The sequence below is a fragment of the Phenylobacterium sp. Root1290 genome (assembly GCF_001425305.1).
Lineage (GTDB): Bacteria > Pseudomonadota > Alphaproteobacteria > Caulobacterales > Caulobacteraceae > Phenylobacterium.
In genome coordinates, this window is the sequence record NZ_LMEE01000001.1 from 641317 (window position 1) to 658206 (window position 16890).

Here is a 16890-nt window from a genome sequence, read left to right on the forward strand (position 1 = left end):
TGTTACTGACCTGCCGGCCCGGTTCCGACCGGGGCCGACAACGGCTTGTCCAGCGACATGCCCATCAGGATCAGGTCGATCGGATTGGTCTCCCGGCCCGCCATGATCTGGGTGTCGCCGGTCAAGTCGGCGGCGGTCGCCATTCGCGGGGTGATGATGATCACCAGTTCGCTTTCCTGGCGCTTCCAGCGCGATGAGCGGAACAGGGCGCCGATCACCGGCACATTGCCCACTCCAGGCAACTGGCGAACGGCGTTGTTGTAGTCCTGCTGGAAGAGACCGGCGACCGCGAAGCTCTCGCCTGACTTCAACTCGACGGTCGTCGAGGCGCGCCGGACCGTGAGCGAGGGCACATCCATGCCGTTGAGACGCAGGCTCGTGCGAGAGTCGAGCTGGCTCACCTCAGGTGCGACCAGCAGTCGGATCATGCCGTTGTCCTGCACCGAGGGTTCGAAATCGAGCTTCACGCCAAATGGCCGAAACTCGATGGCCACGGTGTCAGGCCCATTGGGGATCGGGAACGGGAACTCGCCGCCGGCCAGGAAGCTGGCTTTCTGTCCCGACAGCGCCACCAGGTTGGGCCGCGCCAAGGTGCGGATCACGCCCTTTTCCTCCAACGCCCGCAGCGTCACGTCGATATCGACCGAGCCGATCGATCCGCGGACCTGCAGCGCGCCTTGCGGCGCAGAGGGTCCGAGCAATCCTGTGCCGCTGGCCAATGCGAAGTTCACACCGTCGGTGGCGGCCAGATTGAAGCCGACGTCCTTCAGGTCTGAGCGCCCTGCCTCCAGCACCCTCACCTCCAGGATCACCTGCTGCGAGGCGCGGACGGTCAGGGCGCTGGTGACGTTCTCGGGGGCGAACTTGTCGGCCAGCGTCTTGGCCCTGGCCGCGACCGCGGTGGTCGAGACCTCGCCCGTCAGCAGCAGGCCCTCGCCCAGGTTGCGGACCTTGATCCCCTCGCCGGGGATGGCGGCGGCCAGGTCGGACTGCAGGGCCTCGGCGTCGTATCCGACCCTGATGTCCACCACTTCCTGCAGCGCCCCGCCTTGGCCGTAGATCAGCAGGTTCGTGGCGCCCAACGCCTTGCCGCGCACATAGAAGCTGCGATCCGTGGTGGCCACGATCTGCGCGGTTTCGGGTTGGGCGACCACGATCTTGGAGGCTGGTCCATCCAGCCGGAACGACAGCGACTTGTTCTTCGGCACGTTGATCGTGCGGCTGCGGACAGCCTCGCTCACAAAGGTCTCGGCGCCGGCGGGGACGGCCGCTGCGAAGACCGCGCAGACCATCAGGGCGGCAGGGATACGCGACATCATCTTCACGCTTTTCATGGGGGTCATTCGCCGGGCGACTTCGCCCCGCCCTCCCCCTCGACAATGGTGATCGTGGAGCGACCGGCGGTGCTCGGCGTGCGCCGGCGCACCGCGCCGGCCGCGGCCTGAGCTGGGGCCTGGCCGCCGACGACTTCCCGAGCGCCGACCGGCGCGGCGGATTCGACCTCCGCCTGGCCCAGTGCGCGCAACGCCAGGGACAGTGATCCGAGGTCGGCCGCGACGGCCAGCTTCTGGGCGTCCCGGACGCTGACTTCCAGGGTCGCGGTGCTGGGCGCCTCCGGCTTGTTGGAGGTCGGGTCGGCGTTGAGATCGACCCCCAGCACGCGGACGTTCTGGATCACCACCTCGGCTTGCAGCACCTTGCGGGTGTTGTCGTCAGAGAGATTTCGCATCAGCACCACGTCGACGCGGTCGCCCGGCAGGGCATGGCCGCCGACGCCGGAGATGTCGGAGACGCCGATGGTGTAGGCCCGCATGCCCGGCCCGATCTCGGCGGCCACCGAGGGCCGCGCGCCGGGTCCGCTGAGTTTGGTCGGCAGCAGCGCCTCTCGCGCCAGGATCGGCATCAGCGCGACCGGCGCGCCGCCGTTGTCCTGGGCCAGCACCTGCTCGACCGATGCGAAGGCGCCGGCCGGCGCGGCGTCGCGCGGGACCTGGACGCGCTTGAGATGGCTGGCGTCCAGGCGCTCGCCGTACTTGATGTCTTTGGAAGCAACGATGACCGAGACGCCGCTGACCACGGCCGCGGGCGCCGCGGCGACGGCGACGTTGCTGCGCGCCGGCAGGGCCACCTTGGCTACAAACAAAGCCCCAAGCCCAAGCGCGGCGGACGCACCCAAGCTAACGATAGTCCCAACTCGCATCGCCCCACCCCTGGATGCTACGCTACTTCAATGAGTTAGCGGGACCGCTGTTGCGATAACCGTAACAAAGAAGGTCAACGGGACGTCAACCAAGGCCAAGCTTTCCGGGGGCGGCGAAACAGGGCGCGCCAAGGGCGTCTGGCGCGAAGACAAGCCGTTCTCGACTCCCTATAGTGCAAGGGATTCCGGAGGATCCCACATGCGCCGTCTCGCCCTCGCCGCCGCCGTCGCGGCCCTTGCCGCCACCCCCGCTTTCGCCGCACTGAAGGAAGGCGCAAAGGCCCCCGATTTCACCGCCCAGGGGTATCAGGCGGGCAAGCCGATAACCTTCTCGATGGCGCAGGCGCGCAAGAGCGGTCCGGTGGTGCTCTACTTCTTCCCCGCCGCCGAAACCGCGGGCTGCAATCTCGAAGCGCGTCTGTTCGCCGAATCCATCGACCAGTTCAAAGCCCAGGGCGCCACAGTGATCGGCGTCACTTCCGGCAATCTCGACAAGCTGGCGTCGTTCTCGGCCGACACCGAGAAGTGCTCGGGCAAGTTCCCGGTGGCCGCCGACCCCAGCGCCAAGATCGCGGCGACCTATGACGCCAGCCTCGCGGTCAAGCCGGGCTGGTCCAACCGCACGTCCTACGTGATCTCCCCGTCTGGCGAGGTGATCCACGCCTATTCCGACATGAAGGCGAACGACCATGTCGCCGAGACGCTCACCGCGGTGAAGACCTGGCGCGCCAAGCACCCGAAGTAGGATTGCGATCGTCGCGGCTTCAGCAGGCAAGCCGCGACGCCCCGCAACGGCGAAAAGCCTTGCTCTGACAGCTATTTTCCCGTACTAGCGCGCCTCTTCACGGAAGGCGGTCTTGGGCCGGAACGCGAAAGGATCGGGAAACTCCCGATCGCCGCGCCGCAAGAGCCATCGTTTCCGACACTTACCCGGTGTCGGGCGCGCCGCCTTCCAAATGGGAAAAGGAAATATGGCGCTCTACGAGCACGTTGTTATTTCGCGGCAGGATATCTCGCCGCAGCAGGCTGAAGCCCTGAACGACCAAATCAAGACTCTGATCGAAGAAGGTGGCGGGTCCGTCGCGAAGATCGAGTATTGGGGTCTTCGGAACCTCACCTACCGCATCAAGAAGAACCGCAAGGGGCACTACTCCCTGCTCGCCATCGACGCCCCCCCGGCGGCGGTGAAGGAGATGGAGCGTCAGCTGGGCCTGAACGAAGACGTTCTGCGCACCCTGACCGTCCGCGTCGAGGAACTCGACCTCGAGCTGTCCCCGGTTCTGGCTCGCCGCGATCGCGAACGCGAACCGCGCCGTGAAGAATTCCAAAGCTAAGAAAGGGAGGGATCACAATGACTGACGAAACCTCCGCGGCTCCGGCTGCTCCCGCCGCTGGCGGCGCCCGCCGCCCGTTCTTCCGCCGCCGCAAGGTGTGCCCGTTCTCCGGCGCCAACGCTCCGAAGATCGACTACAAGGACGTGAAGCTGCTTCAGCGCTACGTCTCCGAGCGCGGCAAGATCGTGCCCTCGCGCATCACCGCGGTGTCGGCCAAGAAGCAACGCGAACTGGCCAAGGCCATCAAGCGCGCTCGCTTCCTCGCCCTCCTGCCCTACGTCGTGAAGTAAGGGGGACCGACACATGAAAGTTGTTCTGCTCGAACGCGTCGAAGGCCGTGGCGGCCTGGGCGACGTGGTCACCGTCAAGGACGGCTACGCCCGCAACTACCTTCTGCCCCGTCAGAAGGCCCTGCGCGCGACCGCCGCGAACCTGAAGGTCTTCGACGCCCAGCGCGCCGAGATCGAAGCCCGTAACCAGAAGACCAAGGACGCCGCCGGCAAGGCTGGCGAAGCCCTGGACGGCACGTCGTACATCCTGATCCGTCAGGCTGGCGAAACCGGTCAGCTCTACGGTTCGGTGACGGGTCGCGATGTGGCCGACATGGTCAATGCCGAAGGCGGCAAGATCGACCGCGCCATGGTCGTTCTCGACAAGCCGATCAAGACGCTCGGCGTTCACGCCGTGAAGGTTCGCCTGCACGCTGAAGTGACCGTCAACGTCAACATCAACATCGCCCGCAGCCAGGACGAGGCCGAGCGCCAAGCCCGCGGTGAAAACGTGATCGCCTCGCAGTTCGAGGAAGATCGCGCCGCCGACGAGCAAGCCGCCCAGGACATGCTGGAAGGCGGAGCGGGTCAGCAGGACGGCGACTTCGGCGACCACTAATCGTCGGACGCAGTCCTAGGACTTCAGGAGCGGCGCGGGTCTTGTGACCCGCGCCGCTTTCTTTTTGCGCGACGCGGCTGATGTACTTCAGATTGCGTTTTGATCTCGTCACGACCCATGATGATCTCACCCCGCGTCCAGGATGGAGACACGGGGATGACTACAGCGCCGGCAACCAGCGCGAGCTTCGATTTCGGCAGAGTGGTGTCGAACACCTTCCGCGTCGTCGGGGCCAACTTCCGCGAACTGGCGATCCTGGCCGTGCTGTTGGCGGGCCTACCGGCCGCGCTCCTGGGCTGGGGCCAAGTCATGTTGACCGCGCCCGTCGAAGGGGGCCCCGCCTCCATCGGCCCAGGTCTGCTCCTGCTGTTCGTCGGCTACATCTTCAGCCTGATCGGTTCCGTCCTGCTCCAGGCGACGACCGTCCGCGCCACCGTCGCAACCCTCAACGGCGACCAGACCTCCGCGTTCAGCGAACTGGGCCGATCCATGTCCTCCATCCTTCCGCTCATCGGCCTGGCGATCGTCATCGGGCTGTCGGTCGCGCTCGGGTTCCTGTTCCTGATCGTGCCCGGCGTCATCCTCGCCGTGGTCTGGATCGTCGCCACCCCGGCCTACGTGATCGAGCGGCCAGGCGTGTTCGGCAGCCTGGGGCGCAGCCGCAAGCTGACCAGCGGACATCGCTGGCCGATCTTCGGCCTGCTGGTCGTCTACATCGTGGCCTACATGGTCATCTCGATGGTGGTCGGCGGCCTGATCGGCGCCGCCGCGGTGATCGGCGGCGGCATCGGCGGGATCATGATCGCCTCCACCGCCTCCAACGCGATCCTGGGCGCCATCAGCGGCGTGCTCCTGTCGGCTGGCGTCGCCTCCATCTACTATGAGCTGCGGGTCATCAAGGAGGGCGTCGGCGCCGCTCAGCTGGCCGCCGTGTTCGACTGACCCCGATCAGGCGGCGTGCTTGTCCCGCCGCCTGCGTCCCAGCAGCAGCCGTCCCTCCAGGCGGCCACGCAGCGCGGCGTAGTAGGCGCTGAGGAAGTCGTAGTCGTCTTGGTCGGGCGCGGCGACCCAACCGATCTTGCCGCTGATCCGCTCGGCCACCGCCCTGACCGTCCGTCGGTCCCGCCGCCGCACGACGTCTTCCAGGACGTGCAGCTCCTTCTCGCCATAGGCGTCGAGCTGCTGCGGCGTGAAGGCGTAGCGCACCAGGCGCTCGCTCCCCTCTTCCGCCATGTCCCGCGCCAAGGCCTGCCGCGGCGCGCGCACCACCCAGGTCCCGCCGACCAGGTCCCCGATCCGCAAGCGGTCGCGGTTGAACAACGGGAACAGCGCGAAGACGCCGGCCCAGACCATGGCGAGCAAGTACATCCAGGCCGCGCCGCCGCCCTCCTGGGCCCTGAAGCCGATGACCGACAGCGGCATGAAGATCTCCAGCTCGCGCATGGCGTTGCGCACCAGCACGGACTCCGCCCGCAGCCGTCCGCCATCGCGCGCAGCGACCCGCAGGCCCAGCAGGCGCTTGCCCGGCGTCGCCGCCGCGGCGCTGAGCTCGAAACCGGTGAAGTAGAAGTTGCGCAGCAAGAAGGCGATCAGCAGCCAGATGATCGCGGCGACCTCCATCCCCGCCGCGCCGCCGCTCGTCAGGCCCGTAGCCACCGCCAGCAGGGTCAGCGCGAACAGCGTCAGCAGGATGATCACCGTGTCGATGAAGAAGGCCGCCGCGCGCTGGCCGCCGTCACCGATGTGCAGGCGCAGGTCCACGCCTTCAGGCGTTACGAAGGACCGGACTGTCTTGTCGGTCTCGCTCATGGCGCCTGCTCCCGGCGCGGCCCATAGAAGTAACCGAGCCATAGCAGGGCCGTCGCCCCGGCGACGGCGTAACGCACCAGGTCGATGTTGATCAGTTGCCGTCCAAAGCCTTCCAGCAGGCCCGCGAAGAACAGCATCACCACCACGCCGCCGACGACCGCGCCCGCCGTGCGTCCGGCCGCGGCCAGAGCGTCGAGCCGAGACTGCGCGCCGGGAAAAGCGAGCGACCAGCCCACCCTGATCCCAGCCGCGCCGGCCAGGACCACGGCGAACAGCTCGGTGACGCCGTGGATCAGCAGCCATCCGCCCAGTTCGAACCCAAGGCCGCGGCTGAAGTAGAGCGCGAGGAAGGCGCCCAGCGTCGCGCCGTTATAGACCAGCAGCAGTATGCTCGGGATGCAGAAGGCGAACCCCAGCGCGAACGCCAGCAGCGCCACCTGGGCGTTGTGGGTGAACAGGAAGGTCGCGAACACCGACAGTCCGTCCCCCGCCTTGCCGTCATAGAGCATCGCCCGCAGGCTCTCGGTCGAAGCCGCCGGATCCCGGCCGCTGGCCAGGGCCTCGGGCACGAAGACATGGTACCATTGCGGGTCGTGGGCGATCAGGATCGCGGCCGCCACGGCCCCCAGCGCGGTCAACAGCGCGGCCACGATGGTCTCGCGCCAGACGCTGCGTACCGCCGCCGGCCAGTCGCTGCGGAAGAACCCGCCGAGCCGCTCCAGCAGCGTCGAACGCGAGCCGTAGACGAAGAAGTAGGCGCGCGCCGAAAGCACCTCGAGATAGTCGATCAAGCCGCGATCCAGGGAGGTCCCTCGCGCGACGCTCAGCGCCGAGAGGGTCGATCGATAGAGCACCGGAATGGCGAGGATCTCCTCGTCGGTGAGGCTCGCGGCCGAGCGCTTCTCGGCGCGGTCCATCAGCCGCTCCAGGCGCTTCCAATCCGCCTCCCGCTCTTCGCGGAAACGCTGGCTCTTCAGGCGTAGGTCCGGCCCGGGGATCACAGCAGGTCCCTCCGCTTCAGGTCCAGATAGGCGTTGATCACCGCCGGCCCGATCCGCTCGGCGCGGGCCTCGACGATGTGGACGCCGAGCCGCCGCAGCCGCGAGATCACCAGATCGCGCTCGCGCAGCAGGCTGGCGGCGAACACCGCGCGCGACACGTCTTCCGCCGCCTTCGGCTCGGCGCCGACCATCTCTTCCAGCTCCTCGTCACGCAGCACGACGAACATGATCAGGTGCCGGCGGACCAGGCGCCCCACCGACTCGATCATCAACTGCGCCGCGGTCTGGTCGGTGAAGTCGGTGAACACCACGATCAGCGAGCGCCGCTGCAGCTCCGCCGAGAGCACCGAGAGTCCGAGCGTGTAGTTGGTTTCCTCGGCGGAGTAATCGATGCGCCCAGCCATCTGCTGCAGCACCCCGAACGCGCTTGGCCCGCCCACAGCCCCCGTCGACAGGCGCGGCGCGGCGTCGAAAGCGAACAGCCCGGCCCGGTCGCCAGAGCGCAGGCAGGCATGGGCCAGCAGCAAGGCGCCATTGATCGCCCGGTCGATACGCGGCGCCCCGTCCACCGGCTCGCTCATCGCCCGCCCGCAATCGAGGGCCATCACCACGTTATGGTTTCGCTCCGTGCGAAACTCCTTGGCCAGCAGCAGCGCGTGGCGCGCCGACTGCTTCCAGTCGACGGCCCTGCGATCCATGCCGGGCTGGAAGTCGCGCAGGGCGTGGAACTCCGAACCCTCGCCCACCTCGATCTGGGCCTTGGCGCCGAAAAGAGCGTTGCGGGCGAAGAGGCGCACCGCCTCCTCGCGCACCCATTGCAGGTCGGTGGTGACCGCCAGGTTGTAGTCCAGCGCGAAGGTCTTCTGCTTCCAGACCAGGCCCAGCGGCCCACGCCAGCGCAGCCACAACGCCTCCAGTTGCACCATGCCCCGCCGCTTGGGGGTGAACGGCGCGGTGATCTGGGCGACGCCGTCGCGCACCTCGGCGATGACGCGTTCCCGCTCCAGGCCCAGTCGCGCGCCGGCGGCCAGCGCAGCTTCCACCGCGCCCGGCGCCTTGCCGCCGAACCGCGCCGTAAAGACAGCTTCGCCTGGACGCGCCACTGCGGCGCTCAGTTGCGGCAGGGCGTCGAGCGTCAGGCGATCGCGCGCCGCGCCGAGCATGGCGTCCAGCGCCATCAGGAAGAGCAGGCCGGCCGCCCACAATGCGCCGATGACCCATAGCTGCGCCGCCACGCTCCCTGCGATCAGCGCAAGGGGCGCTCCGGCCGCGACGGCCAATGCAGCTCGCCGCGTCGGATAGATCACCGTGGCGCCGCCACCTGGTCGATCAGCGAGCCCAGCACCTGGTCGACCCTACGGCCCTCGATCTCGGCGGCAGGCGACAGGATCACCCGGTGCCGCAGCGCCGGCAGCGCCAGGACCTTCACGTCGTCCGGAATGACATAGTCCCGCCCGTCCAGCGCTGCGCGCGCACGGGCTGCGAGCGCCAACATCGCCGCCGCCCGCGGCGAGGCGCCGATCTCGGTGTCGGCGGAGTCGCGGGTGGCGCGGACCAGGTCAACGACATAGGCGGCCACGTCTTCGGTCAGTCGCACCTGCGACACGGCGGAAACGGCCGCCTCGACCCCGGCCCTATCGACGACCGTGCGGACGCCCAGGTCGGCTGGGGCCGGCAGCCCTGCGCGCGATCCGTGCCCGATGACGATCGCCAGCTCGTCCGTCCGACCTGGGTAATCCAGAACGTGCTTGAACAGGAACCGGTCAAGCTGCGCCTCGGGGAGCGGATAAGTGCCCTGCTGCTCGATCGGGTTCTGCGTCGCCACGACCGTGAACCTGGGGCTTAGTTCGTGCGACTGCCCGTCTATGGTGATCCGACGCTCCTGCATCGCCTCCAGCAGCGCCGCCTGGGTCTTGGGCGGCGTGCGGTTGATCTCGTCCGCCAGCAGCAGTTCGCAGAACACCGGCCCCCGGGTCAGCGTGAAGGTGCTGGTCTGGAAGTTGAACAGGTTGGCGCCGATGATGTCCCCTGGCATCAGGTCCGGGGTGAACTGGATGCGCCCGTAGTCCAGACCCAGGCTGGCTGCGAACGCCTGCGCGAGCAAGGTCTTGGCCGTACCCGGCGGCCCTTCCAGCAGCACGTGTCCCCCGGCGAACAGAGCTGTCAGCAACAAGTCGACCGCCTGCTCCTGGCCGATAACCGCCTTGGCGATCTCGGCCCGTATCCCTTCGGCCAGCGCCTTCACCTCAGCGACGTTCACGGGTCATCTCCAGTCTCCAGCGATAGAGGTCGCGGGCGACCTCCATGAGGTCCCCCTTGGTTCGCGCCGCAGCGGCGCGTTCGATCAGGGCGGATATCCGCAGCGGCGAGCCGCCCGACGTTCCCATCCGGTCCAGCAGGCCGTCGAGTTCCGCCCCCTCAAGCCCCTTGGGCGCCCCGACGGCATGCGCGACTTCGGCCCGCACAAGCTCGGCATAGGGCGCGGCCATCCGGTGTTCCCGGCGCGCCAGTCGAACCAGACCCGCGGTATTGTCCGCCAGCGCGCGTTTACCCAACGCCACCGTGCGTGCGTTCGCCCGTGCGGGGCCGAACCGCACCGCCGCCTGCACGCCGACCAGCACCAGCGCGCACAGCAGGCACAGTGTGGCGCCCAGCAGCGGCGGCTCCAGCATCAGCCGCAACGGGTTCAGCGAGCGCTCGAAGCCATGCAGCGTCAAATCGAATACGACCGGCGTGTCCTCGGCGCGGATCAGCGCCAGCATGTCGACCGCCGCCCGAGCCCCCGACAAGGTCTTCATCCCGGCGGTGTCGAGGAAGTCTGGGTCGGCCAGCACATACACCCCGCTAGTCTGGTGCATGACCAGCACTCCGCGCCCGGCTTCGTCCACCACCACGGGGATCCATCCTGGACCCGACAGCGTCCGCAGGTCCTCGACGCTCGGCTGCACGCCAACCAGCGCCCCGCTCGGGCGAGATAGCCGCACCTCGGCCGCCCCGGCGCGGCGTTGCATCCTTACCCCTTCGCGCCAGTCGCTGGGCAGCACGCCCATGGAGGCGGCATCGCTCAGCTCCCCGTCCGTGCGCACCCAGCCCCGCTTCAGCGGGTTGGGCATCGCCGTCCACTTGGGAAGCACCACCAGCACCGGCCCACCATGCTCGAACTCGGCGATGCGGCTGGACCGCGTGCCTGGCGACGGGGTCAGGACCAGAAGGCCCTCCTCCGCAGCCGCCGACAGCGCGCCGCGCCGCAGGACGACCGGCGTTCCCGACTTCTCCAGCAGCTTGGCGAGCGCCGAAAAGCCGACCGCCGAGCGCGAGAGCGCGTGCTCCTGGCCATTGTCGCCGGAGCGCAGCTCCGGTTCGTAGGCCGCCAGCAGTCCCAGCCCGGCCAGCGAGACGCAGCCGACCAGCACCAGCACCAGCATGATCAGGGGCGAGAACGCCCCGCTGCGATCGCTCGTCATGCCGCCCACCCCGCAGGCAGGGCGAACGCCTCGTAGTCCCGCCGGCATTCGGCGAAGTCCTCGGCGTCGACGAGCGCGCCGCCGAACAGGCTGCGCTCCACGACCCGGCCGATCTTGGCGAAGGCTGGCCTCGCCGCCTCCGGCAGCGCCGACAGTCCGGCGATCTCGCGCGTGGTCAGGGCCGGGCCGACCGCCTTCGGACGCCGGCTCACGATGTCATCGACGCTGCGCAACAGGATCAGGTGCGCGGCCTCCGCATAGCGGCCTTCGCCGGCCAGCCGATCGGCGGCGGCGAGCAGGTCCCGCGCCGCGGCCGCGTCAGGACGCCATTCCGGCTCGGCTTCCAGCTGGAGGGCCTTTGGCTTGGCCGCCGGCATCCTCAGCCGCAGGACCTCACGCACCAGCGCGTAGAGGACCAACCCCGCGATGATCGCCACGCCGATCCAGAAGAACCACTTCAACAGCGGCGCTATCGCCTCGAAGGCCTCGCCCAGCCACTTCAGCCACTCGGGCGGCTTGGGTGGGTTGAAGACGGCGCGGTCGAACTGAAAGCCACGATCCTTCAGCAGCTCGGCATGGGCCGTCGCGAGAGGATCGCCCGCCTTGCCGACAGGGGCGCCTGAATCCACGCCTCGTTGCATCGCCACCCCGGAACAACCCGACGCGCGATTAGTATGGCCAGGAACGTGCCCCGTCGACCCCGAAGCGCACGCCTTCCGGCCGTCCCGCCGCCCTTGGCCCTTCCAAAGCCGCACGACCGGATCTGACGCGGCGCGGCGCTATCTGGTCCCGCGCCGCTGTCCTCCCGAGCTGTCCACAGGGCCGCCAAGTTCCTGTGGGTTCCCGACATCGGCGCAGGCCCCAGCCGCTCGGGTTAGGTATCTGTAAATCGATGTCCATAGTCCCTGCCCTCGACCTCCGCCCCGCCCAGAACGACGTCGCCATCCCGCACGCGCCGGCGAACATCGAGGCCGAGCAAGCGCTGCTGGGCGTCCTGCTCTACGACAACGCCGCCTTCGAACGACTCGGCGACTTCCTGCAGGCGCGCCACTTCTACGAACCCTTCCATCAGCGGCTATTCACCTCGATCGAATCCGCGGTCCGCAAAGGCCAGTTGGCCGAACCCATCCTCCTGGCCGAGCAGTTCAACCGCGATCCCGCGTTCGATGAACTGGGCGGCATCCGCTACCTCGCCGACCTGGTGGACCGCGCCCCGCCGGCCGCCAACGCACCCGATTATTCCCGCGCAATCTACGATCTCGCCCTGCGCCGCGACCTGATCCGGATCGGCGGCGAGATCGCCCTGACCGCCCAACAGAGCGACGCCGATCGCTCAGCCCGCGACCAGATCGAGGCGGCCGAAGCCCAGCTGTTCACCCTGGCAGAGGCCGGCGGCAACAATCAGGGCTTTGTGCCGTTCTCTGAGGCGGTGCACGGCGCCGTGACCCTGGCGGCCGAAGCCCACGCCCGTGACGGCGGCCTGGCCGGCATTTCGACCGGCCTGCTCGACCTCGACCGCAAGATCGGCGGCCTGCACCCCTCCGACCTGCTGATCCTCGCGGCCCGCCCTTCGATGGGTAAGACCTCGTTGGCCTGTAACGTCGCCTTCGACGTCGCGCGCAACTACGCCTGGGAACCGCAACCGGACGGCACCAAAAAGACTGTCTCGGGCGGCGTCGTGGCGTTCTTCTCGCTCGAAATGTCCGCCGACCAGTTGGCCATGCGTCTGCTGGCCGAAGTCTCCGGCGTCTCCGGCGACAAGCTGCGGAAGGGCGAGATCGACGCCCTGGAGTTCGGGCGGATCCGCGACGCCGCGCTGGAGATCCAGGACGCGCCGCTGTTCATCGACGCCACCGGCGGCATCACCATCGCCAAGCTCGCCGCCCGCGCGCGGCGCCTGAAGCGGACCCACGGCCTCGACTTGATCGTCATCGACTACCTGCAGCTGGTCACAGGCGGCGACGGCAAGAGCGACAACCGGGTGCAGGAAGTCTCGATGATCACCCAGTCGATGAAGGCCCTGGCCAAGGAGCTCGCGGTGCCGGTCATCGCGCTCTCGCAGCTCTCGCGTCAGGTGGAAAACCGGGAGGACAAGCGTCCTCAGCTCTCCGACCTGCGGGAATCGGGCTCGATCGAACAGGACGCCGACATGGTCATGTTCATCTACCGCGAGAGCTACTACCTGGGCCGCTCCGAGCCGCGCGAAGGCACGCCCGAGCACCTGACCTGGCAGGAAGAGATGGACAAGGTCCGCGGCACCGCCGACGTGATCATCGCCAAGCAGCGCCACGGCCCCATCGGCACGGTGAAGCTGTCCTTCAACGAAGACATCACCAAGTTCGGCAACCTCGCGCACAGCCACTTCTACACCTCGGACGAGTAGGCCATCGCGCGAGCCGGCGGCCTCCGCTAAGGGAGCAGGCGATGTCTTCCTCCACGCCCGCGCGCCTGACCATCGACCTCGATGCGCTCGCCCACAATTTCGCCGTCCTGCGCGCCGCCGCCCCTGGCGCCGACGCCGCTCCGGTCATCAAGGCCGACGGCTATGGACTGGGCGCCGGCCCGATCGCCAAACGCCTGTGGGCCGAGGGCGCCAGCGCCTTCTTCGTCGCCCGTCTGAGCGAGGGCCAGGCCCTCCGCGCGGCCCTCGACGTCCCCGCCCCGATCTATGTCCTCGACGGCTTCCTGCCCGGATACGGGCCGCGGCTCGCCGCCTGCGACCTCACGCCCGTCCTCGCCAGCCTGCCGCAGATCGAAGCGGCCAACGCCTATGCGGCCGCGACCGGTCAGCGCCTGCCGGTCGTGCTCCAGGTCGACACCGGCATGAATCGCCAAGGCCTGACGCTCGATGAGGCGAGAGCGCTCGCCGCAGCGCCCGACCGGCTGCGCAGTCTCGACGTTCAGATCCTGATGAGTCACCTCGGCTCGGCCACCGATCCGGACGATCCCCGCAACGCCCTGCAGCTCGAACGCTTCAACCAGGTGCGGCCGCTGTTCCCCAACGCCCGCACCAGCTTCGCAGCCTCGGCCGGGATCATGCTAGGACAAGACTACCGCGCCGATATCATCCGGCCGGGCATCAGCCTCTACGGCGGCGGGCCGGAAGAGCGACCGGACCCCCGCCTCAAGGCCGTGGCCAAGCTCGAGGCCCAGATCCTCTACATCCGAAACGTCCAGCCCGGCGAGACGATTGGCTATGGCTCTCGCGTGGTCGCCGACCGGCCGATCCGCATGGCTGTGGTCGGCGCCGGCTATGCCGATGGCCTGATCCGCGCCTCTCAGCGCGGCGGCTACGCCTGGGCCGGAGGCGCGCGGCGTGAAGTGCTGATCGTGACCATGGACCTGATTGGGGTCGATCTGGGCCAGTCCCCCGCCGCGATCGGCGAGTACGTGGAACTTCTGGGTCCCAACGTGCTGATTGACGACATCGCAGCGGCGGCGGGCACCGTGGCGCACGAATGCCTCGTGCGCCTCGGCGACCGCGCCGAGCGGATCTATCTCGGCGAAGCCTAGCCCTTCGCCAGGGCTTCCAGCTTGGCCGGACCGATCGCCGCCACCGCCGATTTCAGTTCATCGACGCTCGCGCCCTCGCCTTCGGCGGCGACCATGAAGCGGTCGCCGACCAGCACGCTGTACTGCCCATGCTTGCTGGCCTTGTCGTACGACTCCTGGGTCATCCGGCCGTCGACCTTGCCGATCTTCTCGTACTTGCCGTCGGTCTCGCTCGACGACTGCACATTGAAGGCGCCGGCCATCCCGGCCAGAGCGCCGGCTGCGCCCAGGTCGGTCACGCTGAGCCGGATCGTCGCATCGCCCTTGGTGTAGACGCCTTCGGCCTGCGAACCGGCCATGCCGGCCGCGCCGCCCGAGCCGGTCGTGACCTCGGTACGCGCATAGCCCGCGACACCTTCCGGCAGATACGCTTTCAGGACGTCCGGCTGCACGGCCTCGGGAGCCTCGCCGCTCTCCATCTGCTTGGCGGCCGCCTCCATCTTCTTGGAAGCTTCTTCCAGCTGGCCCAGGTCCACGGACTTGTCGCCGACCTGAATGGTGTTGGAGCTGAGCGCGCCGGCCGCACCCATACCGGCCATGCTCAAGCCACCGACGACACCTCCAATGGCGGCGATCACGATCGAGAGCACGATCGCGACGACGACGGTGACGGCGGTATAGGGAAACGCCTTCTCCGCAGGCGCCTTCATCAGTTTCGGAAGCCCGACATAGAGCAGGTAGAGGCCGTAGAGCGATCCCAGAACGGCCAACAGGCCCAGCATCGGGATCAGCGACAGAACGCCCGCGATCCAGCCAGCCGTGCTCGAATAGACGGCCACCTTCATCGCCTGCACTTGGTTCTTCTGGCCGTCAAACGTCGGCGCCAGACCGTCGATGATCATGCCCAGCACGAAGACCATCGCCAGGTTCAGGACATAGCCCACGACCGCGCCGATCAATCCGCCGATCAGCGGCGTCTTGAAACCGGCGATCCCAATGATCGTCCCGCCGATGAGGCCGCAGATCGCAGGGATAAGCGCCAGGATCGCCGCATAGTTCTTGAACAGGCCCGACGTGGTCGCCTGTTCAGTGTCGATCACATCCCAGGTGGCGCTCGGCCTCAGCAGGATAGACTTAACTCGCTCGACCAGCCCTGTTGTGGCGGCCCCCGGTTCTACTGCGCTCATTCACGCCTCCAGCCCTTGAAAACCCATCGCCCTAGTCGCGTAACGTGAGTCTATCTCACGGCATTCGACAGACGCCAACTTCGGCGCGACGGACTTGGACCGCCGCGCCCGCTAGACTGGGTCTTTCTTACGAATCACGGAGTTCGCATGGCCCGCGACGGCGCTGTCTATGTCTGCCAGTCCTGCGGGGCGTCGCAGAGCAAGTGGGCTGGCCAGTGCCCGGCCTGCAGCGCCTGGAACTCCCTGGTCGAGGAAGTGCAGAGCCGCCCGCCCGGCGCCCTCGCGCCCAGCAAGTCGGCCCGGACGCGTGGCATCAGCTTCCAGGGCCTGGAAGACGAAGTCCCCGCCCCGCCGCGCCTGTCCACCGGCGTCGACGAGTTCGACCGCGTCTGCGGCGGCGGCGTGGTGCCCGGCTCGGCCATCCTGGTCGGCGGCGACCCCGGCGTCGGCAAGTCGACATTGCTGCTGCAGGTCGCGGCCAACGCCGCCCGCCGCGGCGTCCGCTGCGCCTACATCTCCGGCGAAGAGGCGATCGAGCAGGTTCGCGGCCGCGCCCAGCGCATGGGCCTGGCCGACGCGCCGGTCCGCCTGGCGGCCGAAACCTCGCTGCGCGACATCCTCGACAGCCTGAAGCGCGAGAAGTTCGATCTCGTCGTCATCGATTCCATCCAGACCATGTGGAGCGACGCCCATGAGGCGGCGCCCGGTTCGGTCACGCAGGTGCGCGCCGCCGCCGGCGAGCTGGTGCGACTGGCCAAGAAGCATTCCATCGCCGTCATCCTGGTCGGTCACGTCACCAAGGACGGCGCCATCGCTGGCCCGCGGGTGGTCGAGCACATGGTCGACGCCGTCCTGACGTTTGAAGGCGAGCGCGGCTACCCCTTCCGGATCCTGCGCGGCACGAAGAACCGCTTCGGCGCCACCGACGAGATCGGCGTCTTCGAGATGGGCGACGCGGGCCTCGGCGAGGTGCGCAATCCCTCGGCCCTGTTCCTCGACACCTCCGGCGAGCGCGCCGCGGGCGCCGCGGTCTTCGCCGGCATCGAAGGCTCACGCCCGGTGCTGGTCGAGTTCCAGGCCCTGGTCGCGCCGTCGGCCTACGGCACGCCGCGCCGCGCGGTGGTGGGCTGGGACACCGGGCGCCTGGCCATGGTGTTGGCGGTGCTGGAGGCGCGCTGCGGCCTCTCCCTGGGCGACCGCGACGTCTATCTCAATGTCGCCGGCGGCTTGCGAGTGACGGAGCCGGCCGCCGACCTCGCCGCCGCCGCCGCCCTCGCCTCCTCCGCCCTCGACGAGGCGCTGCCGCAGGACTGCGTCGTGTTCGGCGAGATCAGCCTGTCGGGCGACATCCGTCCGGTCAGCCGCATGGAGTCGCGCATGAAGGAAGCCGCCAAGCTCGGCTTCAAGCAGGTGCTGGGCCCACAGGACCTCGACGGCGGCGCCATGAAGGTCACCGGCGTCACCCGTCTGGCGGACGCGATCCGCCGGATCGGCGAGCATCAGTGGGAGTAGCCG

17 protein-coding genes are annotated in these 16890 nt (G+C 68.4%); 8 read left to right on the forward strand and 9 right to left on the reverse strand.

The window, feature by feature from the left end; all coding sequences use genetic code 11:
* Positions 1 to 2: 2 nt before the first annotated feature.
* Both ASC79_RS03090 and cpaB read right to left on the reverse strand, forming a co-directional pair.
* Complete coding sequence (locus tag ASC79_RS03090) at positions 3 to 1334, reverse strand: type II and III secretion system protein family protein (protein ID WP_056826577.1); 1332 nt, start codon at positions 1332 to 1334, stop codon at positions 3 to 5.
* Between the two features lie 5 nt (positions 1335 to 1339).
* Positions 1340 to 2200 carry a Flp pilus assembly protein CpaB gene (gene cpaB, locus ASC79_RS03095; RefSeq protein ID WP_082531910.1) on the reverse strand — a complete coding sequence of 287 codons (861 nt, stop codon included), beginning with the start codon at positions 2198 to 2200 and terminating at the stop codon, positions 1340 to 1342.
* Positions 2201 to 2399: 199 nt separating this feature from the next.
* Here cpaB and ASC79_RS03100 point away from each other — a divergent pair, with 199 nt between their 5' ends.
* From ASC79_RS03100 to ASC79_RS03120, 5 genes are all read left to right on the forward strand, one after another.
* Positions 2400 to 2945 carry a peroxiredoxin gene (locus tag ASC79_RS03100; protein WP_056019512.1) on the forward strand — a complete coding sequence of 182 codons (546 nt, stop codon included), beginning with the start codon at positions 2400 to 2402 and terminating at the stop codon, positions 2943 to 2945.
* A gap of 226 nt (positions 2946 to 3171) precedes the next feature.
* A complete protein-coding gene (rpsF, locus tag ASC79_RS03105; RefSeq protein ID WP_056019515.1) occupies positions 3172 to 3534 on the forward strand; it encodes a 30S ribosomal protein S6 in 363 nt (120 codons plus the stop codon).
* A gap of 17 nt (positions 3535 to 3551) precedes the next feature.
* Positions 3552 to 3824, forward strand: a complete 273-nt coding sequence (gene rpsR, locus ASC79_RS03110) for a 30S ribosomal protein S18 (protein WP_056019518.1) — start codon at positions 3552 to 3554, stop codon at positions 3822 to 3824.
* Positions 3825 to 3837: 13 nt separating this feature from the next.
* Entirely contained in the window at positions 3838 to 4422 is a 585-nt protein-coding gene (gene rplI, locus ASC79_RS03115) for a 50S ribosomal protein L9 (protein ID WP_056019521.1), read from the forward strand.
* A gap of 156 nt (positions 4423 to 4578) precedes the next feature.
* Entirely contained in the window at positions 4579 to 5364 is a 786-nt protein-coding gene (locus tag ASC79_RS03120) for a hypothetical protein (protein WP_056019524.1), read from the forward strand.
* A 6-nt stretch (positions 5365 to 5370) separates the two neighbouring features.
* On the opposite strand, the gene ASC79_RS03125 is transcribed toward ASC79_RS03120, so the two are convergent.
* From ASC79_RS03125 to ASC79_RS03150, 6 genes are read right to left on the reverse strand one after another with little or no spacing between them, the layout of a single operon-like run.
* Positions 5371 to 6231 (reverse strand): RDD family protein, encoded by an 861-nt coding sequence (locus ASC79_RS03125; RefSeq protein ID WP_056019527.1) that lies wholly within the window; start codon positions 6229 to 6231, stop codon positions 5371 to 5373.
* Positions 6228 to 7232, reverse strand: a complete 1005-nt coding sequence (locus ASC79_RS03130) for a stage II sporulation protein M (protein WP_056019530.1) — start codon at positions 7230 to 7232, stop codon at positions 6228 to 6230. Before ASC79_RS03130 ends, ASC79_RS03125 begins: the two co-directional genes overlap by 4 nt.
* Positions 7229 to 8539 carry a DUF58 domain-containing protein gene (locus tag ASC79_RS03135; RefSeq protein ID WP_056019534.1) on the reverse strand — a complete coding sequence of 437 codons (1311 nt, stop codon included), beginning with the start codon at positions 8537 to 8539 and terminating at the stop codon, positions 7229 to 7231. Before ASC79_RS03135 ends, ASC79_RS03130 begins: the two co-directional genes overlap by 4 nt.
* Positions 8536 to 9492: a MoxR family ATPase gene (locus ASC79_RS03140; protein ID WP_056019537.1), complete on the reverse strand. Its 957-nt coding sequence runs from the start codon at positions 9490 to 9492 to the stop codon at positions 8536 to 8538. The genes ASC79_RS03135 and ASC79_RS03140 overlap by 4 nt, the downstream gene beginning before the upstream one ends.
* On the reverse strand, positions 9479 to 10696 hold the full coding sequence (locus tag ASC79_RS03145) for a DUF4350 domain-containing protein (RefSeq protein WP_156378313.1): 1218 nt from the start codon (positions 10694 to 10696) through the stop codon (positions 9479 to 9481). The genes ASC79_RS03140 and ASC79_RS03145 overlap by 14 nt, the downstream gene beginning before the upstream one ends.
* A complete protein-coding gene (locus ASC79_RS03150; RefSeq protein WP_056019543.1) occupies positions 10693 to 11325 on the reverse strand; it encodes a DUF4129 domain-containing protein in 633 nt (210 codons plus the stop codon). Before ASC79_RS03150 ends, ASC79_RS03145 begins: the two co-directional genes overlap by 4 nt.
* Positions 11326 to 11588: 263 nt before the next feature.
* Between ASC79_RS03150 and ASC79_RS03155 the strand changes: the two genes are divergently transcribed.
* A complete protein-coding gene (locus tag ASC79_RS03155) occupies positions 11589 to 13079 on the forward strand; it encodes a replicative DNA helicase (RefSeq protein ID WP_056019546.1) in 1491 nt (496 codons plus the stop codon).
* 41 nt (positions 13080 to 13120) lie between these two features.
* Positions 13121 to 14209 (forward strand): alanine racemase, encoded by a 1089-nt coding sequence (gene alr, locus ASC79_RS03160; protein WP_056019548.1) that lies wholly within the window; start codon positions 13121 to 13123, stop codon positions 14207 to 14209.
* On the opposite strand, the gene ASC79_RS03165 is transcribed toward alr, so the two are convergent.
* The gene (locus ASC79_RS03165) at positions 14206 to 15375 is read right to left on the reverse strand and encodes a Yip1 family protein (protein WP_056019552.1); all 1170 of its coding nucleotides are present in this window, start codon (positions 15373 to 15375) and stop codon (positions 14206 to 14208) included. The genes alr and ASC79_RS03165 overlap by 4 nt on opposite strands.
* A gap of 147 nt (positions 15376 to 15522) precedes the next feature.
* Here ASC79_RS03165 and radA point away from each other — a divergent pair, with 147 nt between their 5' ends.
* The gene (gene radA, locus ASC79_RS03170) at positions 15523 to 16887 is read left to right on the forward strand and encodes a DNA repair protein RadA (protein ID WP_056019555.1); all 1365 of its coding nucleotides are present in this window, start codon (positions 15523 to 15525) and stop codon (positions 16885 to 16887) included.
* The last annotated feature ends 3 nt before the right edge of the window (positions 16888 to 16890 follow it).